The organism is Candidatus Chlorohelix allophototropha, assembly GCF_030389965.1.
GTDB lineage: Bacteria > Chloroflexota > Chloroflexia > Chloroheliales > Chloroheliaceae > Chlorohelix > Chlorohelix allophototropha.
On sequence record NZ_CP128400.1, the window covers coordinates 1,549,889 to 1,576,513 of the forward strand.

The 26,625-nt window shown below is 46.0% G+C and carries 20 protein-coding genes; 10 read left to right on the forward strand and 10 right to left on the reverse strand.

What is annotated here, in order from left to right; translation table 11 throughout:
• Positions 1–55: 55 nt before the first annotated feature.
• Entirely contained in the window at positions 56–2,245 is a 2,190-nt protein-coding gene (locus OZ401_RS19215; RefSeq protein WP_341470134.1) for a sodium-translocating pyrophosphatase, read from the forward strand.
• A gap of 50 nt (positions 2,246–2,295) precedes the next feature.
• On the opposite strand, the gene OZ401_RS19220 is transcribed toward OZ401_RS19215, so the two are convergent.
• A complete protein-coding gene (locus tag OZ401_RS19220; protein WP_341470135.1) occupies positions 2,296–3,567 on the reverse strand; it encodes a M16 family metallopeptidase in 1,272 nt (423 codons plus the stop codon).
• 156 nt (positions 3,568–3,723) lie between these two features.
• Here OZ401_RS19220 and OZ401_RS19225 point away from each other — a divergent pair, with 156 nt between their 5' ends.
• Both OZ401_RS19225 and OZ401_RS19230 read left to right on the forward strand, forming a co-directional pair.
• The gene (locus OZ401_RS19225) at positions 3,724–4,437 is read left to right on the forward strand and encodes a tyrosine-protein phosphatase (protein ID WP_341470136.1); all 714 of its coding nucleotides are present in this window, start codon (positions 3,724–3,726) and stop codon (positions 4,435–4,437) included.
• Between the two features lie 17 nt (positions 4,438–4,454).
• Positions 4,455–5,174 (forward strand): lysoplasmalogenase, encoded by a 720-nt coding sequence (locus OZ401_RS19230; protein ID WP_341470137.1) that lies wholly within the window; start codon positions 4,455–4,457, stop codon positions 5,172–5,174.
• A 72-nt stretch (positions 5,175–5,246) separates the two neighbouring features.
• Here OZ401_RS19230 and OZ401_RS19235 read toward each other — a convergent pair whose 3' ends face one another.
• On the reverse strand, positions 5,247–5,738 hold the full coding sequence (locus OZ401_RS19235) for an SRPBCC family protein (protein ID WP_341470138.1): 492 nt from the start codon (positions 5,736–5,738) through the stop codon (positions 5,247–5,249).
• A gap of 354 nt (positions 5,739–6,092) precedes the next feature.
• On the opposite strand from OZ401_RS19235, the gene OZ401_RS19240 reads away from it, so the two are divergent.
• The gene (locus tag OZ401_RS19240) at positions 6,093–6,875 is read left to right on the forward strand and encodes a PHP-associated domain-containing protein (protein WP_341470139.1); all 783 of its coding nucleotides are present in this window, start codon (positions 6,093–6,095) and stop codon (positions 6,873–6,875) included.
• A gap of 20 nt (positions 6,876–6,895) precedes the next feature.
• On the forward strand, positions 6,896–8,152 hold the full coding sequence (locus tag OZ401_RS19245) for a glycosyltransferase family 4 protein (RefSeq protein WP_341470140.1): 1,257 nt from the start codon (positions 6,896–6,898) through the stop codon (positions 8,150–8,152).
• 2 nt (positions 8,153–8,154) lie between these two features.
• Here OZ401_RS19245 and OZ401_RS19250 read toward each other — a convergent pair whose 3' ends face one another.
• From OZ401_RS19250 to purH, 3 genes are read right to left on the reverse strand one after another with little or no spacing between them, the layout of a single operon-like run.
• On the reverse strand, positions 8,155–8,844 hold the full coding sequence (locus OZ401_RS19250; RefSeq protein ID WP_341470141.1) for a hypothetical protein: 690 nt from the start codon (positions 8,842–8,844) through the stop codon (positions 8,155–8,157).
• Positions 8,828–9,910, reverse strand: a complete 1,083-nt coding sequence (locus OZ401_RS19255; RefSeq protein ID WP_341470142.1) for a polyprenyl synthetase family protein — start codon at positions 9,908–9,910, stop codon at positions 8,828–8,830. The genes OZ401_RS19250 and OZ401_RS19255 overlap by 17 nt, the downstream gene beginning before the upstream one ends.
• Positions 9,911–9,928: 18 nt before the next feature.
• Positions 9,929–11,506, reverse strand: a complete 1,578-nt coding sequence (gene purH / locus OZ401_RS19260) for a bifunctional phosphoribosylaminoimidazolecarboxamide formyltransferase/IMP cyclohydrolase (RefSeq protein WP_341470143.1) — start codon at positions 11,504–11,506, stop codon at positions 9,929–9,931.
• 374 nt (positions 11,507–11,880) lie between these two features.
• Between purH and OZ401_RS19265 the strand changes: the two genes are divergently transcribed.
• Positions 11,881–13,050, forward strand: coding sequence for a citrate/2-methylcitrate synthase (locus OZ401_RS19265; protein WP_341470144.1), 1,170 nt, complete (start codon positions 11,881–11,883; stop codon positions 13,048–13,050).
• Complete coding sequence (serS, locus tag OZ401_RS19270; RefSeq protein ID WP_341470145.1) at positions 13,050–14,315, forward strand: serine--tRNA ligase; 1,266 nt, start codon at positions 13,050–13,052, stop codon at positions 14,313–14,315. The genes OZ401_RS19265 and serS overlap by 1 nt, the downstream gene beginning before the upstream one ends.
• Before the next feature lie 62 nt (positions 14,316–14,377).
• Here serS and OZ401_RS19275 read toward each other — a convergent pair whose 3' ends face one another.
• Positions 14,378–15,079: a CpXC domain-containing protein gene (locus OZ401_RS19275; RefSeq protein ID WP_341470146.1), complete on the reverse strand. Its 702-nt coding sequence runs from the start codon at positions 15,077–15,079 to the stop codon at positions 14,378–14,380.
• A gap of 350 nt (positions 15,080–15,429) precedes the next feature.
• On the opposite strand from OZ401_RS19275, the gene pfkA reads away from it, so the two are divergent.
• On the forward strand, positions 15,430–16,413 hold the full coding sequence (pfkA, locus tag OZ401_RS19280) for a 6-phosphofructokinase (RefSeq protein ID WP_341470147.1): 984 nt from the start codon (positions 15,430–15,432) through the stop codon (positions 16,411–16,413).
• Between the two features lie 261 nt (positions 16,414–16,674).
• Here the strand turns inward: pfkA and OZ401_RS19285 are convergent, their stop codons facing one another.
• The 4 genes from OZ401_RS19285 to OZ401_RS19300 form a co-directional block, all read right to left on the reverse strand.
• Entirely contained in the window at positions 16,675–18,063 is a 1,389-nt protein-coding gene (locus tag OZ401_RS19285) for an IS110 family RNA-guided transposase (protein WP_341470148.1), read from the reverse strand.
• A 398-nt stretch (positions 18,064–18,461) separates the two neighbouring features.
• Positions 18,462–20,405, reverse strand: a complete 1,944-nt coding sequence (locus OZ401_RS19290; RefSeq protein ID WP_341470149.1) for a hypothetical protein — start codon at positions 20,403–20,405, stop codon at positions 18,462–18,464.
• A 293-nt stretch (positions 20,406–20,698) separates the two neighbouring features.
• Positions 20,699–21,055, reverse strand: a complete 357-nt coding sequence (locus OZ401_RS19295) for a hypothetical protein (protein ID WP_341470150.1) — start codon at positions 21,053–21,055, stop codon at positions 20,699–20,701.
• Between the two features lie 12 nt (positions 21,056–21,067).
• Positions 21,068–22,978 carry a bifunctional homocysteine S-methyltransferase/methylenetetrahydrofolate reductase gene (locus OZ401_RS19300; RefSeq protein WP_341470151.1) on the reverse strand — a complete coding sequence of 637 codons (1,911 nt, stop codon included), beginning with the start codon at positions 22,976–22,978 and terminating at the stop codon, positions 21,068–21,070.
• Positions 22,979–23,277: 299 nt separating this feature from the next.
• On the opposite strand from OZ401_RS19300, the gene OZ401_RS19305 reads away from it, so the two are divergent.
• Both OZ401_RS19305 and OZ401_RS19310 read left to right on the forward strand, forming a co-directional pair.
• Complete coding sequence (locus OZ401_RS19305; protein ID WP_341470152.1) at positions 23,278–23,913, forward strand: TetR/AcrR family transcriptional regulator; 636 nt, start codon at positions 23,278–23,280, stop codon at positions 23,911–23,913.
• A gap of 185 nt (positions 23,914–24,098) precedes the next feature.
• Positions 24,099–26,534: an MMPL family transporter gene (locus OZ401_RS19310; RefSeq protein WP_341470153.1), complete on the forward strand. Its 2,436-nt coding sequence runs from the start codon at positions 24,099–24,101 to the stop codon at positions 26,532–26,534.
• Positions 26,535–26,625 lie beyond the last annotated feature (91 nt).

Consider the following 26,625-nt stretch of genomic DNA (forward strand, 5'->3'; position numbering starts at 1 on the left):
ACACTAAGATGTTAATACATCCAAAACATCCATGACAGGAGGGAGAACCCCCACTATGTTTGCTGTATGGCTTGCCATTATTTACGGTGCTGGGCTTGTGGGTATTATCTTTGCTTTACTCCTCGCCCGACAGGTACTCGGAAGTGATCGTGGTACCCCCGAAATGCAAAACATTGCATCCAAAATCTTTCAAGGTGCAATGGCTTTCTTGAAACGTCAATACACCACTATTGCATACCTTGCTGTAGTTGCAGCCGTTGCTTTAGGTGTGTTACTGGCAGTGCTACAAACTTCTAGCCCTACTTCTGGTACTTCAATCGGGGGAGTAGAACTAGGAATTAAAACCTCCGTAGCTTTTTTAGTTGGGGCGCTTTGTTCGGGTCTTTCTGGCTTTATCGGTATGTACATAGCAGTTCAGGCTAACCTGCGTACTGCTGCTGCGGCTCGGCGTAGTTTGGCCGATGCGCTGACTATGTCGCTACGTGGTGGGGCGGTTTCCGGCTTTCTAGTAGTAGCCCTGAGTCTGATGGGTGTTACCACCATTTTGCTGGCTTACGGCGGTTTCAGCTTTGGCGATGGTTTCAAGGATGAGGCAACCGTTAATAATATCCTGACCAGCATTGTGGGCTTCGGTTTTGGAGCTAGCTTTGTGGCATTGTTTGCGCAGCTTGGCGGCGGTATCTATACCAAAGCGGCAGACGTGGGCGCAGACTTAGTGGGTAAAGTTGAAGCGGGTATTCCTGAAGACGATCCGCGCAACCCGGCAGTAATTGCCGACTTGGTGGGTGACAACGTGGGTGACTGTGCCGGTCGTGGCGCTGACCTCTTTGAATCCACTGCTGCCGAGAACATCGGCGCTATCATATTGGGTGCGGTATTGTACAAAGTCAGCCCTAATCACGATGCGGCATGGGTTATGTTCCCGCTGGTAATTATGGCGCTTGGTATCATTGCTTCGCTTATCGGTGTGCTGGTAGTTCGTCCCAGCAAGCAGATGCACGATGCGATGAGCGACCTGAATATGGGTTACTACACCACCGCTTTCTTCTGTCTAATCGGGTTAGTGGGTGTCTCCTTCTGGATGTTTGGCAACACCGGGTACGCTGATGCAAGCTGGAAATTCGCTATTTGCGGTATTTTCGGCATCTTAACCAGCTTCGCGTTTGTGCTCTTTACCCAGTATTACACGGCGGGAGCGTGGCGACCCGTTAGGGAAATTGCTGAAGCTTCCAAAACAGGTCCTGCTACGGTAGTTATTGCCGGTACGGCGGTTGGCTTTGAAACCACTGCGCCTAGCACTTTGGTAATTGGCGCGGCTTTGCTCGGCTCTTACTTCGTGGGCGACTCGATTCCCGGTTTGCCATTGGGCGGTATCTTTGGTACGGCAGTAGCAACAATGGGTATGCTGATGTCCGCCGCTTACATTTTGGCAATGGATACCTTTGGACCTATTACCGACAATGCGGGCGGTATCACTGAAATGAGCGACTCTCCTAAAGAGGTTCGCGAAATTACAGACGCGCTGGATTCGGTTGGCAATACCACCAAAGCTTTAACCAAAGGTTATGCGGTTGGTTCGGCTGCTTTAGCTGCCTTCCTGCTCTTCTCGGCTTATCTCGAAGCGGCAAAACTGATGTCACCAGCTTCCACTGCTCTGAAACCGGAACCGCTGGTAAACTTGGCTAACCCGGTAGTGTTTGTGGGCGGTTTCATCGGCGCGGCTCTAATCTTCCTGTTTAGCTCAATGACGGTACGTGCTGTCGGTAAAGCGGCAGGTAGTATGATCGAAGAAGTACGCCGCCAGTTCCGCAGCGACCCCGGTATTATGGCTGGAACCAGCGAACCTGATTACGCCCGTTGCGTGGATATTTCCACTAGGGGCGCGCTCAAGGCGATGATTATGCCCGGTTTACTGGCAGTCGGTACGCCGATTGTAGTTGGTTTGACGCTGCGAGCACAGGGCGCTGCCGGTATGCTGATGATCGGTACTATTGTGGGCGTGCTGATGGCGAACTACCTGAACAACGCGGGTGGCGCGTGGGATAACGCCAAGAAGTACATTGAGGCAGGTAATTTGAAGGACGCTACAGGCAAGATTCTTGGTAAGAAGAGCGAAGCGCATGCTGCCGCCGTAGTAGGCGATACTGTGGGCGACCCCTTCAAGGATACCAGCGGACCTTCCTTGCACGTGCTTATCAAACTGCTGTCCACCATTACGTTGGTGCTAGTACCGCTGTTCATCTAAGCTTTAAAATAATAAGCGGGCGACTTTTTACAGGTCGCCCGTTTTTTTATCTAGAATTTTAACAAATTCAAAAACCGCTCGTCCTGATCCTTATAAGGACCTACCACTGATAAACGCAGGTTTTCATCGGTGAACATCTCTTTTGCCAGTTCCTGAATTTGTTCGGCTGTAACGGCTTCAATACGTTCGACCACTTCCTCGACCGTCAGAATCCGATCGAGTAACAATTCCTGATTACCAGCCCAAGAAGCGACGGCGCGGGTGTCTTCTAGTCCCAATAACATCCGACCTTTATTGTATTCTTTAGCTTTTAGTAATTCAGCATCAGATACTCGCTCATCTCGGATTTTTCGCATCTCTCCTAAAATTGCTGTAATAGTTTCATCGGTATTGTCCGGGTCAACTCCACTGTAAACAATCCAAGCTCCGGTATCGCTCATCTGGCTGGCATAGCTATCTACGGTGTAGCATAAGCCCCGCTCTTCCCGAATTTCCTGAAATAAGCGGCTACTCATGCCACTGCCCATGATGGTATCCAAAATTGATAAAATATAGCGGCGCGGGTCAACATATGCGAGGGATGGCACTGCTACACAAAGGTTAGTTTGCTCAGTCTCTTTGAAGTAGATTTTCTGGCGCGGACCGCCATTGACAGCCACAGTCGGTTTAGCGGCAGGACGTTCACCCGCAGGCAATTGACCGAGGGTAGCCTCCACCATTTTCACTACTTCAGCATGCTCTATATTACCGGCGACACTCACAATCATATCCGCCGGAAGGTAATTTTTTTGTAGATAGCTCATTAAGTGTTCGCGTTTGATTCCACCTACGGTTTCATCATTTCCGGCGATGTCCCGCCCTGCCGGTTGATCCCCCCAGATGACATTGGCGATTATTTCGTTTGCCAGATCAGGTGGCGAGTCAAGCGTCATATGGATTTCTTCGATGATAACCTTGCGCTCTTTTTCAATCTCGTTCGGGTCGAATTTCGCGTTTAGCATCATATCGCTCAATACATCAAAGGCAAGGGGGAAATGAGCTTTTGGGACTTTAGCCCAGTAATTGGTCACTTCGCGTCCGGTGCTGGCGTTTAGAACCCCTCCAACCGCCTCGATTGCTTCACTTATTGCTTTAGCGGTTGGACGTTTGTTAGTTCCCTTGAAAACCATGTGTTCTATGAAATGGCTAATTCCAGCTAATTTATCTTCTTCGTAACGGCTACCTACTCCGTAATATAAGATTGTGCTAACTGATTGGGTGTGTGGCATAGAATTTGAGATGACTCGCACTCCATTATTCAGCGTAGTTTTTTCGTAACCCATTTTGAACCTTTCTTGAAAGAACTTCCTAAAAAATACACGTTCAGCAATCATATCATAATTGGCAATTTAGGGCTTTTTGAAACGATAGACAAGCCGCGAAAATTGAGTTAAGCTCTGGTTCTATCTATATAGATTTGAAAATAAAAGGATGGGGAAATGCTACGCTATTTGGATATTGAGGGTGCTTTTAATTTTAGAGATATTGGCGGTTACCCGGTAGAAGCTGCGGGGCTTACAAGCTGGGGTAGGCTATTTAGATCAGGGTCACTTCATAATTTGTCTGAAACAAGTATAAATAGATTGCATGCGTTGGGTTTGAAAACGGTCATTGATTTGCGTACTACCCGTGAGATAACTGAGAGACCTGATATTGTGAATGGTTTTGATTATCACTCATTGCCGGTGATTGAAGGTCAACAGGAAAAAGAATTGGCTAAAAGCAATAAACTGACCGAGCATTATAAATATATGCTAGAAAATACTCAACCCCGTTTAAAAACAATATTTGAACATTTGGCTACTCTTGAAAATAGTCCTGTGCTGGTGCATTGTGCTGCCGGGAAAGACCGCACCGGTCTAGTTATCGCTTTGGTACTAGGCAATGCTGGTGTCGCGGATGAAACTATTATCGAGGATTACGCACTGAGTGATCGTTACCTTGATGGCTTTTACAAGGAAGCCTATGAAGAAGCACGCCAGAAGGGCTATGATATTGTACGCTATTCAAATGTACTCAATTCAAATAGCGAGAATATGGCTAATACGATAACCTATTTGCGAGAGCGTTATGGGGATTTTAAAGGCTATTTGAGCGCAATTGGTTTAAGTGACGAGACACTCGATAAGTTGCGCAATCTGATAATTAATTAATCGCCTACGAGGATACTATGGAAATCTGGCTAGGTTTGTTGGCTGCTGTTTGGGCATTATTACTATTTGGTGGCTTTGTTCTAGGCAGAGATAATCCTGAAAAAACTTACCGCATGCCTCTTAATACTCGGCTAAGTTCTTCATTTATGCTGATGGTAGCCGGTTGGAGTTGGGTATTAGCGGTAGGTACTAAACCCGGTAATTATGCTTTTTTTATCGCTTTGGGTATGACGCTCGGATTTATAGGCGATTTGTGTATGGCAAGCGTTATACCATTATCACAGCCTGCGCTAGGGGGGATTTGCGCTTTCGGAATCGGGCATGTCTTTTATATCGTAGCATTGCTTACTTTTGGGAATAGCAATGGTTTGGATTCTCCTATCCCGCGTTGGCTGGCTTTAATACTATGGTGGCTGATTGGTCTAGGAGGGTGGTATATCGTTGTGGGGTGCAAGGGTAAACCGGATGTTCTTCGATTAGCCGCTTTGCCTTACGCGCTTTTGTTAAGCAGCACTGCCGGATTTGCCGGGGGGTTGGCTGTGCAATCCCCCGGTTTCATTTATTTGGCTGTCGGCGCTGCCCTTTTTCTTTTCAGTGATTTACTAATAGCTGCTCAACTATTTTCCGGTTTAAACTTTCGACATATCGGTGACGTTATTTGGCTAACCTACGGTCCGGCGCAATTTCTGATTGTATACAGCATTATTAATGCATTGTCGGTATCCAGTTTTAACTAAAAAAGCCCCATTCTACGAGTTGGAGTAGAGTGAGGCTTCTTCTCTATGGCAGTCGAAGAACGATATGTCGTCTTATGCCACACCAAGATTGAAATTTTCGCTAAGCGCAACTTCGCGCACTTTATAAAGTAGAAGTTCGCTCACACGGCGTATTTTCTGCTCCACGCCCATAACATTAAAATACCAAAGGGTCATCCCTTCAAATACAACCTCAACACTCAAATGTGTACCAGAATTAGTGGGCAGAATAGACCAGGTATGGTGTGCTTTAAATTCTTTGCATTGTGCTTCCCAGCTAAAATATGACTCTGGTTCAATTTCGGTCAGTCGCGAGGCGCGATTCCTGTCGTTAAGCGGGCTAAGCACTTGGAGGAATGAGCTAAAGGGTGAGAATTTGGATTCAACCTGATTCTTAGAAGAAATCCCCCCAATATTAGCAAGACGAAGCAAAGCCGACCAGACAACTTGAGTATCAGACTCAATATCCAGAGTGCTGACAACTTTTAAATTAAAATCAGCAGTATCTCGAAAGCGCTCAAGTCGGTAATTTGATTCTCTGCTCATAAATAAAAACCTCTGCCGGACAAAAATTACAACTACACAACCTAATGGTAATATGAATGATACCATTTCATTGTGAATAGTCTGCTATTACTTTTTTGCTATTAATTTTTAATATCAGTACTATCCTATGACCCGTACTTTAGAGGTTACAGGGCAGTTGCAAGAAACGTTTTTAAGCCAATAACCTGTTGCACTGACCGGGAGGAGTAAGAGAGAGGGTGAGTTCAAGGGGACACCCTTTCCGAACTTGCAACAGCCCTGATTAGAGGTTTGCGATAATTGCCCGCTTTTAACAGAGTAGTGTATAATTGAACTGTTCGCCGATAAATTGATTAATTACAAAGGATTGATAACTTGAGCGGAGATAATATGGAGCAAATTGTAGCGCAACCCATTAGGGGTAAAGCTGATTTGCACCTCCACACCACTGCCAGCGATGGCATGGGAACTGTCGAAGAAGTGCTTGAATACGTTGAACATAAAACAGATCTCGATGTGATAGCCATTACAGATCATGATGAGATAAGGGGAGCTTGGGCAGCGCGAGAACTGGCTGCCAAAAATAACTACCGCTTCAAGATTTTAATGGGTCAGGAAATTACCAGCCGTCACGGGCATATCTTGATTTACGGCGTAGAAGAACCTTTTAAAATGTTCAAATCGCTGGAAGCGACGGTAGAATGGGCGCATGAGCGCGGGGGAGTGGTTATTATCCCTCATCCCCTCAGCTATATGACTCTCAGTGTAGGCGAAAACCAGCTTCGTAAACTTTTCAACAAACAATTGCACGTTGATGGAATAGAAATAATCAATCCCAGTATTGCCGGGTATGTACGTCGCCACGAGGTAAAAACCATTAATGATGAAGAATGGGATTTGGCGCAAATCGGCAGTAGCGATGCCCATTTTCCGCATCATATCGCCACCGCCTATACTTCTTTTCCGGGTAAAACAATTGAGGAGTTGCTTCAAGCTATCAAGGATCGTACCACTCAACCTCATGGGCGTTATCTGACTATCAAAGAACAGTTACAGGGCGCAGGTAAACAAAATCTGAGAAGTCTGGTTATCCTACCCGCTGACAAAATGCGCAGAGCTATTGCTACCGTCTCTCGGCGATTGCCTAACAATAAGTAAAGGCGGGAAAGAATTTACTAATGAAGATTTGCCTTGTTTCGCCTTACGATTATACACGGGAAGGCGGTGTTAACCAGCATATAATGCACCTCGCCGAAAACTTTCGGGTATTGGGACATACTGCCAAAATTATTGCACCCACCTCAATTGACCCAGAAGAATTTTTGCATCCTGACCCAGATGTTTATCTGGTTGGTAATGTTGTACCCATCAAGGCAAATGGAAGTGTTGCCCGTATAACTCTTTCTCTCAATCTAAGTAGCAAAATAAAGCAAATCTTGCTAGATGAGCAATTTGATGTGGTTCATGTGCATGAGCCGCTTATGCCTGCTTTGCCTCTAACAGTTTTGTTAAATTCCAACGCGGTAAATATTGGCACTTTCCACGCTTTTTCACAATCGCATATCGGCTATTATTATATGCGTCCATTCTTGCGCCCTTTTGTTAATAAGCTCGATGGTAGAATTGCCGTTTCAAAGCCTGCTCTTGAATTTATCCGACAGTATTTCAGGGGAAACTATGAAATTATTCCCAATGGCATTGACCTAAGCCGCTTTGAGGAAGAGAATGAACCTATTACTGAACTAACTGACGGCAAATTGAATATTCTGTTTGTTGGAAGGTTCAGCGAACGTCGCAAGGGTCTTAAATTTTTGTTGCGCGCCTATAACACCGTAAAAATGCAGATCCCAAATGCGCGACTGGTAATCGTTGGTAAGGGTGAAACTAAAGGCTATCAAAATTACTTGAATCGAAACGGGATAAAAGATGTAGTTTTTACCGGATTTGTGCCGGATGAAATGCTACCACGCTACTATAGAAGTTGCCATGTATTTTGTGCGCCTTCTATCGGGGGCGAGAGTTTTGGAATTATTTTGCTGGAAGCAATGGCAAGTGGGTTGCCGGTAATCGCCAGCGATATTCCCGGTTATGCTAGTGTCCTACAGCATGGGTTGCAAGGATTGCTGGTTGAACCACGTAATCGTGAGGCGCTTGCTTTGTCGCTGGTGCATTTGCTGGCAGATAGTGATTTGCGTAGCAGGATGGGTGATGCCGGGCGTGCGCGTGCTTTGGAATACACTTGGGAAAAAGTAGCACAGCGTGTTCTTACCTTTTATGAACGCAGCGAGAACCGTCGCCGCGCCCGCATAAGACTCAAGCGCATTCGTAGAGCAACACGTCGCTACTATGGTTTTGGTTGGCTGCTAAAAAGAGGTAGTCGTCCTTCTTCATCTTATCCGACCGATTCTATTCCTCCTAGAGAAGCTACCGGTTAAAATCAGAACCAGCCTATCGGTTTGAAAATATAGATAAGTTGGAAGAGCGAAAAGAAATAACCAAAGACGCTGCCCCCTATTACTTGCGGGAGCGTATGCGCTTTTAGATAGACCCGCGCCCAACCTACCATTGGGAACAGCAAAAAGAAAGGCGCTATAACCCCGCCGCTGGTTATAGTCAATATAGCTAGCGGAGACCCCACCCCTGTCATATGTACGCTGATTTTCCAGAAGAAATTAATCAGTAATACAATCAAAAGGTTGGCAGTGTAGCAGATCGCCAGAGCGGTAACATAACCATTACCATAGAAAACTAGCAAAAGCACCACGCCCACCAAATATGAGGTGATGGTCAGGATAAAGGGAATAGTACGTTGGCTGCGAATCGGAATGTGGATGCTGTTTACCTTGTTGCCAATACGCAACAACAGCACTAATACTATTGGAATAGTGACCCCAAAGGTAATCGCCAAAAACTGACCCAGCCAATAACGTTCGGACGGTATGTGACTTTCAGTATCATACAAGCCTAGAATCAGGTAAGTGGGTATAGCAAGAATAGGAGGCGCGGCAAGGTTAGTAATATTGCGCGCCACGCGAGTAAGAGTGCCTGTATTTTCCTTTACTGACACATTGTTTTTCAGTCGGGTTTCACCCGGCATGCTTGCTTCTTTCTCAGAAACTTCGCTCAACCAAGAAAGCGCACAAATCGTGCAATTGTTTTAAGGGCGGATTCTTTTCAATAGAATCCGGCATGGCTTCTGCTAGGGCTGCTTCTGCTTCTGATCGCAACTTCTCTGCCTGATTTTGCGAGAAAACTTTAGCGCCACAGCGCTCAAAAGCGTCCATTATAAATTGTTCTTCCGCTGGCTTAACAGGGTCAGTGCGCTGATAAATCTCCAGTAATTGCTCACGATCTGCATCGGTAGCATGTGTCAACGCATATATTACCGGCAGGCTTTTCTTACGCCGTCTGATATCGCTGCCGCTAGGTTTGCCCGTTTCGCTGGAAAGCCCCCAAATACCCAGGATATCATCTCTAATCTGAAATGCCAACCCGATTTTCAAGCCAAAGGTAGCAAGATTAAACACTACGCTTTCATCAAGCGGTTCCGGTAAACCGGCGATTGCGCCACATTCAAGGGCACAACTGAAAATAGCTGCGGTTTTGCCACCGATCATATCAATATACATTTCTGGGGTTACTTCGAGGGTATCCTCAAAACTCATATCTTTGTGCTGACCCAACGACAACCGCACTGACATATCAGATGTTGATTCCGCAATCCGTAAGGTGCGCTCTTGGGTTAGCCCTTTATTAGCGGCACGATGAAGCCGCCGGAAAGCCAATACATGCAAGCAATCGCCCACATTTATCGCTTTTGGCTTGCCCCAGAGTGCCCAAATGGTGGGACGCCCCCTTCGAGCGCGATCATCGTCCTCTATATCATCGTGGACTAGGCTATAGTTGTGAATCATTTCGAGGCAGGCAGCAACGGGAAGTGCAGGGGCAAGGGGCGCACCAAAGCCCAAAGGATGGCACGCTTGATAAGCGAGAAGGTACATTACAGGGCGTAATTTTTTGCCGCTATTGCCGCCCTCTATCTCTTTAAAATTCTCGTCAACCCAACCAAACTGGTAACTGATAGCGCCACGCATAAATTCGTCGAGCCTGATACCTAACTCTTCTTTGATTTCGGCATCGATTGCTGCGGCATAGCGGGTTAATGCTCTTGTAAATTCTTGATTCTGGCTCATATTTTACGCAAATGTTTTCTAGTGTTTAAAATGTCGTCGTCCGGTAAATACCATTGTAATGTTATGCTTTTGTGCTACTTCGATTACATCCTGATCACTGATTGAACCACCCGGTTGTATAATAGCTGTAACCCCACCATTCACGGCAGTTTCTACGCCATCTACCTTAGGGAAATAGGCATCGCTGGCAAGTACACAGCCACTGGCGCGAGAACCTGCTTTTGAAAGCGCAATTTTAACCGAATCTACTCGACTGGGCTGCCCTGCTCCCATCCCTACGATGGAATGGTTCTTAGCCAGCACGATAGCATTAGATTTGACGTGTTTGACCGCTCGCCATGCAAATTGCAGGTTGGTTATTTCTTCCAAAGTTGGTTCGCGCCCGGTCATAACCTGCATTGGAATATCGCGTTCGGCTAGCACATCACGGGTTTGGGCTAGGAAACCACCCAACACCGGACGTAATTCTAGGTTCATTACTATTTGATCTGAACCTACGCTTAAGTCGCCTGTTTCCAGAAGGCGCAAGTTTTTGCGTTTCTTGAAGACTTCAAGCGCTTCCGGTGTAAAACTCGGCGCAACTACCACTTCAAAAAAGGACGATGAGATAGATGTGGCTAGTTCGGCGGTTATGGTGCGATTTACACCGATAATGCCCCCATACGCTGAGATGGCATCGCCTGCCAAAGCTAGTTCATAAGCGACTTGCAGATTGGAATTGCTGGCTAATCCGCATGGGTTACTATGCTTAACCACAGTAACGGTGGGAGCGGAAAAATCGCGTACAATGGCAAGTGCCGCGTCCGCATCGAGAATATTATTATAGGATAACTCTTTGCCCTGTAATTGTTTGGCGGTAGCGATGCTGGTAAACTTCTGATCTCCGCTACTGCGCCATCCATAAAAAGCCGCTATTTGGTGTGGATTTTCCCCATAGCGCAAATCCTGCACTTTTTCGAGAGCGACGGTCATACGCTCTGGGAAGTGTTCCGTTTTAGTACGCAAATATTGGGCAATATAGGTATCGTAAGAAGCCGTATGCTGGAAGGCTTTGGCAGCAAGCTTCTGGCGAAAATCATTATCGGCAATTCCCTCTTGCGGCGGAGCAGCCAGCGCGGTTATCACTTCTTTGTAATCGTCTGGGCTTACCACTACCAGCACATTTTGGAAGTTTTTAGCGGCAGCACGTAATAAGGCAACCCCACCAATGTCAATATCTTCCAAAGCAATGTCAAGCGTAGTTTCGGCTTTGGCTACGGTCGAGGAGAAGGGGTAAAGGTTTACCACGACCAAATCGATCAGGGAGATGTGATGTTCAGAAAGATCAGAGAGGTGTTCCGCTTTGTCGCGCTTTGCGAGGATACCGCCGTGAATACCGGGGTGTAGCGTTTTAACCCGACCTTCTAGAATTTCAGGAAAGTTGGTTAATTCGGTTATTGAATGAACTTCTACTTCTGAATCAGATAGTACATTCTTGGTTCCGCCAGTAGAATATATTTCGAAGCCAGCATCTACCAGCCCTCTAGCAAACTCAACTATACCGGATTTATCTGATACACTGATAAGAGCACGACCACGACTTGGATTTTCTGGCATCTTCAAAGCCCTTCCTGTTTGCCTGATTACCCCTCTAAGCTAATTTTTCTATGCTAATTCTATTATCAGAGAGTAGCAGAAGCAGGGTATTTTGGCAACTAATCAGGCTACAAACATTACGGAAATCTAACGAATTATTGCAAAGGCTAATTCAATCCATAATGAAACACTATTGTTTATAGCCTTTTGGAAGTCGCAAAGAAAAACATATTGAATTGAATCGGTAATGGGTATAGGTTATAATGAATATAAAGTAAATAACAAGTTAATTAGACCTTAATAAAAATATTTGGACTTAAATTCAATGAAGAATACCCTCTTGAGGAGTATTGTTCTAAGCATTTTAGCTCATACTTAGAGGAAGGAAAAAGCCAATGTCGGTTGAAAAAGTTGAGGCAGCCGGAGACCCCAAAGCTGAAGAGGGGAAAGTCGAAAAAGGTCTAGAGGGTGTTGTTGCTCTAGAAAGCTCTATAAGTTCGATAATTGGCAGCACCCTTACCTACCGTGGCATTGAAATTGATGAGTTGGCAGAAAAAGCTACGTTTGAAGAAGTAGTTTACCTACTGTGGTTTGGCAAACTGCCCAATCGCGCGGAATTAGCTGACTTAGATAGTCGACTACGTGAAAATTCAGAATTACCCGAACCGGTATATCAACTTATAAAGAGTTTCCCCAAAGATATTATTCCAATGGACGGGTTGCGCTCGGCTGTTTCGGTGCTGGGGCATTACGATCCAGATACCGCCGCAAAGCCGGATGATTCCGAAGCAAATTTGCGGAAAGCTATTCGAATGACGGCTGCTTTCCCGATTATTGTTACTGCTATTGAGCGGGTTAAAAATGGTCTAGAGCCGATCAAGCCTCGCAAAGATTTAAGTATCGCCGGAAATTTCGTGTATATGCTTGATGGGGTAGCGCCTGACCGAATTGCCATCCGCGCTATTGATACTGCACTGGTTCTACACGCCGACCATGAGTTGAACGCCAGCACCTTTTCGGCACGCGGCACTGTATCTACTCTCTCCGATATTTACAGCGCCATTGTAAGCGCAATTGGTACTTTGAAGGGTCCCTTGCATGGCGGTGCAAATGAAGCAGTTATGAAGATGCTGCTAAAAATTGACGATGTGAGTAAAGCCCAACAGTGGATTAAGGATGCAATTGCTCATAAGGAAAAGATAATGGGCTTCGGTCATCGTGTTTATAAGAATGGTGACCCTCGCGCCAAGCATCTGCGTAAAATGAGCGAGGAGCTGGGTAAACTTAAGGGTGAGACACGCTGGTTTGAAATGTCTGCCATCATTGATGATTATGTTTCGAACGAAAAAGGCTTGTTACCCAATGTTGACTTCTATTCCGCCAGCCTTTACTATGTGCTTGGCATTCCGATTGAAGCCTTTACTCCAGTATTTGCTTGTAGCCGTATCTCGGGGTGGATTGCCCATTGTTTCGAACAATATGCTGACAATCGTCTGATCCGTCCGCGTGCGCATTACAACGGGCCGATCAATCAGCACTATATCCCCATTGAAGAAAGGGTGTAATGCTCGACCTAAAATTAATAAGGGAAAATCCAGAGGTAGTTCGTAGGGCTATTGAGGTTAAGCACGTCGATTTAAATCTGGATGAATTACTAGAAGCTGATCGTTACTCGCTTGATCTTGAAAAGAAAATAATGGCGTTGAACACCGAGTCCAACGCCAACGCTAAAAAATTCGGTAAAGCCACTCCTGAAGAGAGAGAAGCTTTAAAGGAGCGTGGTCGCGACATCAACGCTGAAATCACGACGCTAACTCCACAACTACAAGAAGCGCGTGATCGTTTAGGGGCATTGATGCTGGAAGTACCTAATATACCGGCAGAGTTTGCGCCCATCGGTGAAAGCGAAGATGATAATGTAGTTATCAAAAGCTGGGGAGAACCGCGCCACTTCGATTTTCAACCACTCGACCATGTGCAGATTCTAGAAAATCACAAATGGGCTGATTTTGAGCGCATCGCCACTATATCCGGTAGCCGAAGTTATTCGCTACGGAATGAGGCGGTGTTACTTGAGTTTGCCTTGTTGCGATTTGCCCTTGAGAAAATGATGTCGAAGGGTTTTACTTTAGCCAGTGTCCCTTCGATGGCACGTGAATACACTTTCATGGGTCAGGGCATGTTCCCTAAAGCTCGCGATCAAGTCTATTTCGTGCCTGAAGATGACATTTACCTGGCTGGTACATCTGAGGTAGTGCTAAATAGCTTACACAAGGATGAAATTCTAAGCGAAAGTGATTTGCCCATCCTCTACGGTGGCTTTTCTGCTTGTTTCAGGCGTGAAGCGGGTAGTAGTGGGCGTGATGTTCGCGGTCTTATCCGTGTTCACCAATTTAACAAGGTAGAGCAGTATGTGCTTTGCAAAAATGACCCCGAAGAGTCGGCAGCATGGCACAAAAAATTGCTCAATACATCAGAAGAGATTTTGCAATCGCTGGAACTGCCCTATCAAGTTGTAGAATGTTGCACCGGAGATATGGGACTGGGCAAATTTCGGATGAATGACATCAATTCATGGGTACCAAGTGAGGGCAAATATCGAGAAACGCATAGCTGCTCGTCTCTGCACGATTGGCAAGCCCGCCGAACTAATCTGCGCTATCGGGGTGAGGATGGCAAGGTACGTTTCGCCCATACTCTAAATAATACTGCGCTGGCAACACCGCGTATCATGGTTCCGTTCTTGGAGAATCATCAGCAGGCAGACGGTTCAATCCGCCTTCCGGTGGCATTACAGCCATATATGGGTGGGCTACAAAAACTGGGTTAGTTCCTCTTAAATACTGGTAACAAAAACGGCGCTACCCAATAGAGTAACGCCGTTTTTGAGTCTTAGTTTGAAGCCATAAAGACTTCAATTTCATTCATTATTTTATTCAAGGATTGAAGAGCGTCCGGTTGGATAGCACGCGCCTGCTCTGTTACTATTCCAATCAACTGTACGAGCATATCGTCAACAATCGTTTGGTTGTTTCGCAGCATAGTTATTCGGCTGAGGCTATCCGCAACTGGAACTTGTAGCAGATCCTGTAACAACGCTTGGCGTGCTTGAATCTCGCGCATTTCCTCTTCGGTTAGTTCATCACCCTCTTCGTCATCCTCGTCATCATCCTCTTCGTCGTACTCATAATCTTCAAGGCTTTCGCCACGTGCTGCCATAACCAAAGCCATCGGATCGTCGGTTACGATTGGCTCGAACATATAATCAGCTTGTTTTTCTTCCGGTACACTTGACAGGAAACCTTCAAGAATAGGACCGATCATTGAGCCGATCGTTTCTTCGTCCATTTCTTCAGCATTTGGAACGAATGCCAGCACCATTTCACGCTCCGACTCATGCAAAACAAGCGGTACAGGTATAAAACCCGAAGCGCTGCACTTGGGACAATGTGCAATATTAATACTGCCTTCTTTCAACGCCCAAAATGCTTCAGCATCGGCTTCGTCTGCGGAGTCAATAACCGTATGACCGCTTGCTTGGAAAACTGTACCACACTCGGGGCAGGTTATTTCAAGGTCAAGCACTCTCGACATAAGATAGTCTCACTTTCTGTAAATAATGCCCCAAAAAAATTCGGTGACTGACAATAGGCAGCCCCCGGCGCAATTGGCATCCTGAACATTATAAGATTTATAGGAATATATGTCTAGAAAAACACACCTAAAAACAAACTTTCTTTTCTAAAAAACCACATACTTGCATTTCTATTTTTCTATATTAAAAAGTCAATATGATAATAATCTAATTCACAAAGTAGAAAAATTTCAAATATCCTATATAATCGAACTCATAATATGACTGGGAATGTCAAATAAACACCTCGATGTTGTGGTGATCTAATCCGAGAAAAAGCAAATTAAATAGCCTGAGGAGGAATGGACGAATGGCGACACCTAACCAGAAACGGCTAGGGGTTCTGACCAGTGGGGGAGATTCGCCCGGTATGAACGCCGCAGTTCGCGCTGTGGTACGTACGGCAGTTGCCAGTGGTTGGGATGTAATAGGTATCCGGCGAGGATATAACGGGATTTTTACCCATAACTTTGTCAAAATGAATTCGCGGAGTGTTGCCAATATTATCGATAAAGGTGGAACTATTCTCGGTTCCAGCCGTTCAAATCGTTTTATGGACTCGGCAGGCAGAGCGGATGCTGTGAATATTCTGCGCGAAGCCGGTATAGACGGGATGATAATTATCGGGGGAAACGGTAGCCTGACCGGCGCGCTTGAACTTGAAAAGCTTGGTATGCCGGTAGTGGGCTTGCCAGCTTCGATTGATAATGATTTGGTGGGAACTGATATGGCAATCGGGGTTGATACCTGTCTTAATACCATAATGGAGGCGCTCGATAAAATTCGTGATACCGCCAGCAGTCATCATCGTGCCTTTATCATCGAAGTGATGGGAAGAAATTGTGGATACTTGGCGTTGATGGCTTCCCTGAATGGCGGCGCGGATGTGGTTATAACGCCGGATAGAACCCCTACACTGGAGGAAGTATCTCAAATGCTTCGCCAGTCTCGTACCTTTGGCAGAAGCCATGCGATTATAGTGGTGGCGGAAGGCTCTAGCTTAAAATCTGATGAAATCGCCCACTACCTTACTAAAGAGATAATGGATTACTACGAAACTCGTCTAACTATTCTGGGGCATGTACAGAGAGGTGGCTCGCCTAGCGCATTCGACCGCATCATTGCTACTCGTCTAGGGGCAAGAGCAGTTCAGACCTTGTTGAGTGGTAAAAGTGGGGTAATGTGCGGGTTAGTGCAGGGAAGATTGTGCGAGACTCCGCTCAGCGAGGTAGTTGGGCGTGTGAAAGAAGTAGACGCTGAGATTTACGAGCTTATCAGAATCATGTCCCATTAATTAGTTGAGCGTATAATCTTACATGTGCTACTACCCCCTAGGCTCGGCTTTGTGCATTAATAAGTTAATGACAAGCGGCAAAGGACAGTCGGTCGAGTACAGATAGGCTGCGAGGGGCATGTTTCAAAATGAAATAACCCCATAAGTCCGTCACTTCGATATTCCATCTTTTGATGAAATCACAGGCGATCGAGGTGGCTTCCTGAGCAATCCGCGTTTATTTTGATTTGTAAAATTGTGCGAAGAAGCCATCGTAGTTTGTCAAGCCACCTGAGCAACCAATGGTAACTCTTTGGCCACAAACTTAGCACCGATCCAGACTTTTTTCGGGTCGAAGGTGCTGTCGTTCTTTAACAAAGAGTAAGCTGTGATTAACATCTTACGCATAACCGCCATCAATGCACTGCGCCCATTCATGCCACGCTTCCTTAATTCGCGGTAATAGTCCCCAAAGGCAGATACTTTAAGACGCAAACTGACTAATGCCGCCATGTATAACAGGCGCCGCAACCGACCACTGCCACGCTTGGAAAGTTTCACCTTGCCTTTCCATTTTCCGCTTTCCTTCACGGTTAAATCTAGCCCAGCGTAGGCCACCACCTGATTACAATTGGTAAAACGTCCAACTTCGCCTAGCTCTGCCCGTAACCCTGCGATGGTTTTTGGTCCAAATTCGGGGATTTCAGCCAACTTCTTGGCTGCTTCATCTTTTTGCAGTAGTTGAGCAATTTCACTTTCTAAAATCTCAAGGTTAGCCTGGGTATGTAGCAATTGGTCGCACAAAATCACTAAGCCCTGGGCACGGGCATTACTGGCAAGCCCACTACTGGCAGATTTTTTACTCAATGTAAGTAGCCGTTCAGCGGTTTTCAAACCATAATGACCGTTACTTAATTCAATGAGTTTAGCACTTAGAATTCCTATAGGAACTTCTGCAATTGCTTGACGGCTAGGATATAAGGACAGGGCAGTGGGGCGGCAGGGGTCAGCAAAGACCTGAGTATATTCTGGAAATATAACAAAAAGTAAGGCGTGAATTTCATTTCGATAGCGACCAATTTCATCGGCTAGGTTGGAATGAAGCCGAACTAATTCGCGATAGGTCGCCACCAAATCACCTGGCACATAAGCTGGTCGAGCCTCATCGCTTAGGACTACCCTGGCAATCGTTCCAGCATCCAAGGCATCAGTTTTAGCCCGTAAACCACGACGTTGTGCGAACTGATGGGTTTGGACCGGATGTAAAAGAATTAAATTATAACCCAATCTGGCTAGATAGTGATACAAGTTTTCCCAGTAACGTCCAGTCGCTTCCAAGCCGATGGTGATTTGAGCTGGTATTACCCCTAAACTTTCGAGCTTAGTCAGCACAAAAGCATAACCTTGCGCGTCATTAGTAAATTCGAGAGGCTTGATGACTACTGTTTTGTCAGGGCGAAGTACACTTATACTACACTTCTCACAACCTACATCAATACCCACGGCAAACAGCCGACCTATTGAGGCTTGCTTTGGGGTTTCAGATGGAGGAGTAATCATTTTTTGCACCTTAGTCCAGCTAAAAGGGCTGCTACACAATACACTATTGAACTTACGGGACACCCAACCATTCAGCGCGTGCGTAAGCTTATCGCGGATAGCCAGTCGCATAACTGCGCTGTAACAAGCCTAATTGCCGCTACTAGCGCTAATGGTCGGGGAACAGTCTTTGCAAGTCGGTCTTCTCCACTGCTATCCAGTTATGAAGCCGTAAGTCGAGACCTCGGTTCTCCCGTTACCATCAGTCTATTAGCTTTTGAGTACTTTGCTGTAGTCTAAGCTCTTCTTTGTTCAAAACTATTATATAAGCTGAGCTTAGGTGTAATAAAAGTAGTCTACCAGCCTTCTCAATTGTGACTGGTTGTACTGTTACCAATTATCAACTTTAATTTTGGTACAATGAAGAATTGGATTTTCTCCATTACAAGATGCGCTTGTAATTGAACCAACAAAAATCCGGCTTGTCCCTTGATAAGCCGGATTTAATTTCAATATTATGACCGTACGGCTTACTTTTTGCCTAACTTAATACGTTTTGGTTGGGCAGGATTGGCAAGCTCAGGCGGTAATTCGAATTCAGGAATCGAAATCTCCACAATTGTACGTTCTGGAACTACTTCAGGTTCGGGGGAAACAGGAACTTCCTTGACTAATTTGATGCGTTTGGGTTGTTCTGGGCTGGGAATTTCAGCAGCTATTTCCGGCTCTTGTGCAACCGTTTCCAGAATCAAAGGTTCTGGAATCAGTTGAGGCTCGGTAGCAACGGTAGCTTGCTTGCCGAGTTTAATTCGTTTGGGTTGTTCTGGCGCAGACTTTTCAACAGGAACTTCCGGAAGGTTTTCCAGTTCGTCTGTGCCTGCAATTTCCCCAATCAAAGGCAATTCCTCAAGCAAAGCTTGTGTTATATTCGGCATAAGTTCATCCACCGAATCGGATTCAGCTTGACGGTTTTTGAAAGGCACATTAGGACGTGCGCCGGACTCAGTTTTTTCTCCCTCGGCTGTTCCCCGGATTGTAAGTCGATTCCTTTTTTGAGCCGGTTCTGTTGAGCTTGCTCCACCGCCGCCACCCATCATACCCATAGGCATATATTTGCTAAGAAGGGGTTGCATTAATGGCATAATCGCTTTGCCTAGCAAGGGGTTTTTATCTAGATAACCACCTTCAAAGATTCCCCGTAGTTGCATCAACGAAGAATGCTTCGTACTTTCATCACCTGCTATTAAGCCGGGTATGCTGGCAAGTATTGCAGCAGTCTGGCTGACATCCGCAATACTCTTGCTAAAGTTTTGCCGACCTTCAAATAAGCCATGGGCAAGACGGCTGACACTATAGATATTCGGAATCTCTCTAATAGGAGGGACAGGTGGTGGTGGGGGAATTATACTCTCGTTAGCAGCTAAGGCTCGGCTAGTAACGGGCGGAATATAATTGTTCTGGTTCTGATATGGTGACGGAATCGTCGGTTTATCCACCTTATCCACCGATTTTGAATTATAGGTTGGTTGGGTTGGGGTTGGCGCTGGGTTGTTTTTTCGCTCAACCGGTCTACTACCCTGTTCGTAGGCATCCAATTTGCTCTTGCTAGTGTAACCTGCCATACCGCTTGTTCCGGATGATCTTGAATTGAGAGAGCGGTTTGAATTTGAACTAGCATTACCTTGGTTGCTATTTCCAAGCTGGTAAGGGGAGGCATAGCCCCGCTTCATAGTGGCTACACCCCGATAAGGGCTTGCCGGAGGAGTTTGCTTTGTTTCCATGCTGAGTAGCAAGCGCTCTTCCTCAAGTTCACCGGCTTCAATGTAAACGCCATTTGGCTGTTGTACATACATGGGGCGCATAGATACCGGAACTGAAGTTAAGCGAGCGGTAGATTCATCTATTTCAGCCTTAAAAGTGGTGAAAAATTCCTCTACAATATTATTCTCAGGAGGATTTTTGATTAGCAAGTTCATCATCTTCTGGCAAATTTGTACATCTTCAAGCGGTATCAAATCCAAGAAGATTACAATCGCACTTCCGGTTGGCTCGTTATCGTTTTTGGCTTTATTCTTTGCTTTGTCTCCATCTTCCGGTTTGGCGCGCAAGGAGATGCGGCGTTTATTTGCCGATATGGGAACGCGGTAAGAGAACTTTAGCACACCTTCAATTACGTTACGCCGCCCGAATCTTTCGATTACAATATTCGGCCAGATACATTTATCGATTGAATCTTTGGATCGCCCACGCGCCCACATAATGAGATTCTGATTGGTCAAAATTGCGTAATCATGGAGGGTAAAACCTCCTAGACGCCCGCCTACCTCATCCATGATTATGCAATCGAAAACAGCCAGTATCTGTTCGTCGGAGGAAAGGAGATTACGGTCAGCGGCTATTTGTAGAAAATCCGCCAGGTGTACACGCACCGTATTCCTGCCGACATAAATGTTTGAAGGCACCTGTATATCCATCGATCACCTCGTACCAGTATAAAATAGTATTACGAGCATATAATTTTGCTTATGCTATTATACATTACTTCACGCCTGCTCATGTAACTTTGATAACAGTTAACGCCAAGTTTTGAGGTGTTTCTCGCTGCCTGCGATTCAGTTAATCCAGAAAACTGGGTTAAGCCGCAAAGGTTTTGTAGGTATGCAGCGAGGAGGCAAGTTGATAATTCAATCATATTCTTGTTATCTCCTCGTTCATATTTATGCAGTTAGTTTAGAGCGAAGTTCGTGATCTATAGCTAAAACCGATATTAGAAAACCCCCGGTTTTTTTCGTTTGAAGAAGGCACGATAGGCTTTCACATCAAACCCACCGCTACTCGACAGCATTAGTTGTGTGCCGCCAGAGTTATCACCCGCTACACCGCGAATTTTGTCTAGGATACCGCCGCCGCTGTTTCTAGCCGGAATATAAGAAGGTATGGGCGTGGGTATATCCATAGGTACTGCTAGTTCCGCCGTTACGCTGATCAATTCCCAACCTTCTTCACCAAGAGGGGCGATTAACTCTTCTATAGTCTGCCCTTCTACTTTGTCAAATACCGAAAGCCAAGTCGCGCTACTATCAACATAAGTATAACATGCTACCTTATATTGCCACTTTTTCATAACGGCTTCTCCTTATCCCTTGAGCATCCTGACAAGTTCGGCGCTGGCATCGTATTTTCCATGTGGCATCAAGTACACACCCTGCACCATGCTGCCCATTTGTTCGATCAGTTCTGCGGCAATCTTTAGCCCTTCTAACGAGGCTTTATCACCGGCGTCCCGCATACGTTCCAAGACACTCTTTGGAATGACGATGCCGGGTACTTCATTATGTATATATTCTGCCAGCTTATAATTATGAAGTAGCATTATACCTGCGATGATGGGTAATTTGATGTTGCCTAGCCTACCTAGAGTTTCTCGCAAAATTTCTACATCAAAAACTGGTTGGGTCATGATAAAGTGTGCACCCGCTTCAATTTTCTTGCGTAATCGTTCGATATGCACCTCTACATCATGGGCAGTAGGTTCAAAGGCGCAGCCGATATTGAAATTGGCAGGCGTACCGATGCTGGTTCCGTTCCAATCAGCGCCCTGATTAAAGCGATTCATCATCGCAACCAGCCCAATTGAGTCCACATCCCAAATTCCGCTTGCTCCGGGATAATCGCCTAAGCGCGGCGGGTCGCCGGTAAGCGCTAGTACGTTACGAATGCCGTTGGCGTGCGCACCCAGCAAGTCGCTCTGTAAAGCCATCAAATTGCGGTCGCGGCTGGTATAGTGAATTATGGTCTCAATACCTACCGATTGCTTGATGAGGATTGCACAAGTCATACTACCCATGCGCACTTTCGCCATCGCGCTATCGGTGATATTAACTACATCTGCGCCCAGTTCTGCCATGCGCGAAGCCGCTTGAAGCATCCGGGTAGGGTTAATTCCTTTAGGCGGAAGTAATTCCACACTTACCACGAATTCTTTGGAAGCTAGTTTTCGGGCAAGTTCGGTTGGCTCACAGTTGGTGGATTTATCCAGAGTGCGTTGCAGCGCGCCTCCGGTTGTTTGCTCTTGATTGTCGGGACCGGGGTCATGGTGGGGAGGGCTGAAAATATACTCACCAGAACTACCGGGTGCAAATTTCTTAACTTGTTCAGGCAACAGCGAGTCGATAGCATGGCGCATTGCGGTGATGTGTTCTGGGGTAGTACCACAGCACCCGCCCAGTATTTTCACACCTAAACCTAGAAATTCAGGCACCAATCTGGCGAAATATTCGGGAGTAGCCTGATAGAGCATGCGTCCTTCTGCTCGGATAGGTGCACCTGCATTTGGTTGGGCTGAGAAATTATGAAATTCAGGGGCAGAAGTGACCATTTGCTCTAGCACTGAAAGCGTGCCTTGCGGTCCGATATGGCAATTGACTCCCACCACATCTGCGCCACCCTCTCTCAGCATTTGCACTACCTGCGCGGGGGTATTTCCCGAAAAAGTAGTGCCATCTTCAATGAAGGTCATTTGCGCCACTATAGGCATATTGGTGAGCTTACGCGCAATCTCAAGCGCTAGTTTCATTTCAGTAAAATCATAGAAGGTTTCGAAAATAAGTAAATCTACGCCACCTTCCATAAGCGCTTCGATTTGTTCGCAGAAAGCTTCCTGAATTTGCTCAGAAGTGAGACCGCCGCCCGCTCCCGACACCTGCCCCAAGGGTCCAATTGAGCCTGCTACCATCACATTTTCGCCCGAAATATCGCGAGCTTCTTTAGCGATTTTCGCGCCTTTTAAGTTTAATTCGCGCACTCGATTTTCCAGATTGTGCCGAGCAAGACGATAGCGGTTGCCACCGAAGGTATTGGTTTCGATAATTTCAGCGCCCGCCGCAATATAATCACGGTGAATTTGCTGAATGAAATCAGATTGGGTAACGTTCAATTCCTCATAACATTGCTGGTATGGAACACCACGTGCAAAAATGAGGCTGCCCATCCCACCATCACACAGGATAGGACCTTTCTCAAGACGTTCAAGCAGGGGGTTATACATCTGGTCTCCTAATATTGGCAGGGCGCGAGAACCAACCGCTCGCAGATTTGAATAATAGCTTGCCTGATTGCTGATTATAGTGCTTGCCTAAAGCTGTTGCAACTATTGTTAAAACTGGCAGCAGGGCTGATACCATTGGCGAACTAGCACATACAAAAGAAACGGATCAAGCAGCAGATTTGAGTACAGCCAGACAGGCAACCATCTGTTGACTTAGGTGAAAAACGCTGCTATAATCCTCTACTGACATGTAGGTAGATTAACTTAGAACCTGCCAGATGAGATGGTAAGTGACAAATATGGTAACCAAAATAGATTTAAGGACAAACGATACCAGAAAACGTATTATCAAGGAAGCCCAGCATCTTTATCAAATGGGTGGTTACAACCAGCTCAGTATGGATAAAATTGCTGAGGTACTTGGTCTTAAACGACCCACCCTTTACTACCATTTCCCCGGTGGAAAGGAGCAATTACTGGTAGAAACTTTAAACATTCTGACTGATGAACTTATTACCGCGTGGGAAAATGCAATTCGGACTGGTCGCGATACACGCAGCCGACTTAGAAATATTCTGGGTAGTGCGCCTTACTACTCCATGACTGAAAACAAACGGACTTTTCTGTACGAACTTTGGCAGCTAAGCGAAGAGGTTAAAACAGCGGTTAAGCAAAGTTATGAGAAAGTCTTCGATTTGCTTGCACAAGTCTTTAAGGAAGGGATGGAAAAAGGTGAAATCCGGGAGGTAGAGCTAGAAATCGCGATGCACAGCTTTTTTGCTATCTTTGACCAAGTTGAAAATATGGTTACGGTCAGAGAACTATTTCCTGAACTTGGACACAATGCAAATACTTTTGAACTAGAGGTACTGATCGATAAGATATTTAATCTTTGGATGACTGGTCTGCTAGTACCTGTATCTCCCAGTTCTTAAAACTAGTTTTCCTTTTTTGACTTTTTAGCCTACCTACGAGTAGGTTTAACACTTAATAAACTCCCTAAAAACAATGGTGTTTGAAAAGATCTAGGCTAGGGAAAAGACCGAGCCAGATTTTGTTTGCCAATGCACGAATGTTTTTGATAAAAGTTTTAGTAAATCCAGTTCTAAGGAGAAAACAATTGGGTAATTTTTTAGATAAGTCAGGTTCTTTCTTGTTTAGAAAGAAATGGTGGGTGGTTGGATTTTGGATATTGGTATTAGGAATAGTAGGAGCCGGGGCTGCTACTCTCTACAAACCGCCCTCCAGCGCTATTTCCATTCCAGGTACACAGGCTCAGGTTACGATTGATCGTGTGGGTCAGTTGCTTCCTGGCACAGGTAACGGTTCCGGTCAGATTGTCTTTCACACTACTAGTAAACCGGTAAGCACATTTCAGAATGTGATTGATCCCGCTCTTTCCAAGGTTAAAGGAGTATCTGGAGTGGTGAGCGTGGTCAGCCCCTTTGTTAACCCATTGGCGATGTCTGCTGACGGTAAAACTGCCTATGCCATAGTGCAGTTTGAAAAGGGCACCGGTCAAATAGATAAGGCTACCCTCGCAGGAATTGCCGGTATTACAAATAGCCTCAACTCTCCTGAGCTAGAAGTCGAGCGAGCCGGAAATCTTATCAGTCAACAACCCGAAGAATTATTTGGACTGTCCGAAATAATCGGACTGGTTATAGCCCTAGTGGTTCTGATTATGACCTTTGGCGCTACCGTCTCAGCCGGTATGCCACTGTTGATTGCAATAACAGGCGTGGCGATAAGCATAGCCGGGCTTTTTTCACTCAGCCAGGTCTTTGATATTAGCGCTACCACTCCGGCGCTGGGTTCGATGCTTGGGTTGGCTGTTGGTATCGACTACTCGCTTTTTATCATTTCAAAATACCGCACTCTCTTAATGGAAGGTTACAGCTATAATACAGCCGCCGGGCGCGCTATCGGCACCGCCGGTAACGCGGTGATTTTTGCCGCTAGTACGGTTATTATCGCCCTTGCGGCTTTGAGTGTGGTCAATATACCCTTTATGACCACTATGGGTCTGGCAGGAGCCGCCTCTATTGCGGTAGCCGCTCTGCTTTCCGTAACCCTGACTCCTGCCGTTCTCGGCATTGCCGGCACAAAAATATTTGGTGGTAAGACCGCCAAGAAAATAGCTGCTGCCCAGGAAAGAGGAATAGAAAGCCATCATACCATCAGTCACCATACCTTCTGGTACAAGTGGGGCGAGAAAATTACCAGACATCCAATCCTAGCTATCGGTTTTAGCGTAATTTTAGTTGGGTTGCTGGCTTTCCCGGTGACTGACCTCACCTTGGGTCTTCCCAATGACCAGTATGCTGCTCCTTCTACCACTCAGCGAAAGGCTTACGACCTGTTAGCAAACGCCTTTGGTGTGGGTTACAATGCGCCCTTGGTCGTTCTGGTAGAAAATGTCCCTCCGGTAACAGAAACTGACCGTGCTGCTGTGCGAAGTACCGTGACTACTGAGTACCAGAAGCAAGTGGATGCTGCTAGCCAAGCTCAAAAAGCACAATTTGATAAGCAGGCTGCCGAGGCTACTACACCAGAATTACAAGCTAAACTACAGCAAGATATAGCAGCAGCGCAAACAGAAGGCAAAAAGCAGGAACAAGCTGCCCAAGCCAAGCTTGAAGCGCAGATAGCTCAGTATGCAAGTCTGGCACAGCTCTCTAAAATCGCGACCCAGCTAGGTAAAATCGCTAACGTAAAAATGGCGACCCCGGCTATTGTAACTGCCGATGGTAGTAGCGGTCTTATTCAGATTATACCGGATAGTGCGCCTTCTGACCGGAAGACCTCGGATTTAATCACTTATATTCGTAACAATCAGGCTGCTGCCAGTGGTAACCCTACGGTAAAGCTGGGAGTTACAGGTTATACCGCCCTGCAGGACGATATCAGTAATAAACTGTCAGATGCGTTACCGATCTATCTGCTTGTAGTGGTAGGGCTTTCACTGGTGTTGCTGATGATTGCGTTCCGTTCAATCCTTGTACCACTCAAAGCTACGTTAGGGTTCCTGTTATCAGTAATGGCTATGTTTGGCTCTACGGTAGCTGTTTTCCAATGGGGTTGGTTCGGTCTTGCTTCTCCGGGACCTATTATCAGCTTTATACCAATCATCGGCACCGGTATTTTATTTGGTTTGGCAATGGATTATGAGTTTTTCTTGGTTTCAAGTATGCACGAAGTTTATTCTAAGACCCGCGACGCTAGACGTGCAGTGACTTCCGGATTTAGTTTAGGCGCGAAAGTGGTTACGGCAGCTGCCGCAATTATGGTTGCCGTATTCGGTGGTTTTGCCGGTAGCGCCGACACCAATATCAAACTGTTTGGTGTTAGCCTAGCAGTGGGTATTTTTGTGGATGCCTTTATCGTCCGGATGACATTGGTACCTGCAATAATGACACTTCTAGGTAAAGCGTCCTGGTGGATACCGGGCTGGTTGGATAAAGTATTACCTAACCTATCTATCGAAGGAGAAGTTGAGGAAGGTGATTTTGAGGAAGAGGAAGATAGTGAAATTGAAAAGGCCAACATAGCATAGCTCGGCGTTTACAGACGTTCACGGAACCGTTGTAGGTTAACAACGGTCTCCGCGGTCTGGTCTTTTAGGGCGTATTCTAAGCTATGGTGAA

Excerpts from the sequence above, each read along its gene's own strand:
- OZ401_RS19245 (WP_341470140.1), top strand. The coding sequence starts at position 6,896 with ATGAAGATTTGCCTTGTTTCGCCTTACGATTATACACGGGAAGGCGGT.
- OZ401_RS19220 (WP_341470135.1), bottom strand. The coding sequence starts at position 3,567 with ATGGGTTACGAAAAAACTACGCTGAATAATGGAGTGCGAGTCATCTCA.
- OZ401_RS19265 (WP_341470144.1), top strand. The coding sequence starts at position 11,881 with ATGTCGGTTGAAAAAGTTGAGGCAGCCGGAGACCCCAAAGCTGAAGAG.
- OZ401_RS19285 (WP_341470148.1), bottom strand. The coding sequence starts at position 18,063 with ATGCGACTGGCTATCCGCGATAAGCTTACGCACGCGCTGAATGGTTGG.
- OZ401_RS19225 (WP_341470136.1), top strand. The coding sequence starts at position 3,724 with ATGCTACGCTATTTGGATATTGAGGGTGCTTTTAATTTTAGAGATATT.
- OZ401_RS19300 (WP_341470151.1), bottom strand. The coding sequence starts at position 22,978 with ATGTATAACCCCCTGCTTGAACGTCTTGAGAAAGGTCCTATCCTGTGT.
- OZ401_RS19275 (WP_341470146.1), bottom strand. The coding sequence starts at position 15,079 with ATGTCGAGAGTGCTTGACCTTGAAATAACCTGCCCCGAGTGTGGTACA.
- serS (WP_341470145.1), top strand. The coding sequence starts at position 13,050 with ATGCTCGACCTAAAATTAATAAGGGAAAATCCAGAGGTAGTTCGTAGG.
- OZ401_RS19215 (WP_341470134.1), top strand. The coding sequence starts at position 56 with ATGTTTGCTGTATGGCTTGCCATTATTTACGGTGCTGGGCTTGTGGGT.
- OZ401_RS19305 (WP_341470152.1), top strand. The coding sequence starts at position 23,278 with ATGGTAACCAAAATAGATTTAAGGACAAACGATACCAGAAAACGTATT.
- OZ401_RS19295 (WP_341470150.1), bottom strand. The coding sequence starts at position 21,055 with ATGAAAAAGTGGCAATATAAGGTAGCATGTTATACTTATGTTGATAGT.
- OZ401_RS19290 (WP_341470149.1), bottom strand. The coding sequence starts at position 20,405 with ATGGATATACAGGTGCCTTCAAACATTTATGTCGGCAGGAATACGGTG.
- OZ401_RS19235 (WP_341470138.1), bottom strand. The coding sequence starts at position 5,738 with ATGAGCAGAGAATCAAATTACCGACTTGAGCGCTTTCGAGATACTGCT.
- OZ401_RS19255 (WP_341470142.1), bottom strand. The coding sequence starts at position 9,910 with ATGAGCCAGAATCAAGAATTTACAAGAGCATTAACCCGCTATGCCGCA.
- purH (WP_341470143.1), bottom strand. The coding sequence starts at position 11,506 with ATGCCAGAAAATCCAAGTCGTGGTCGTGCTCTTATCAGTGTATCAGAT.
- pfkA (WP_341470147.1), top strand. The coding sequence starts at position 15,430 with ATGGCGACACCTAACCAGAAACGGCTAGGGGTTCTGACCAGTGGGGGA.
- OZ401_RS19230 (WP_341470137.1), top strand. The coding sequence starts at position 4,455 with ATGGAAATCTGGCTAGGTTTGTTGGCTGCTGTTTGGGCATTATTACTA.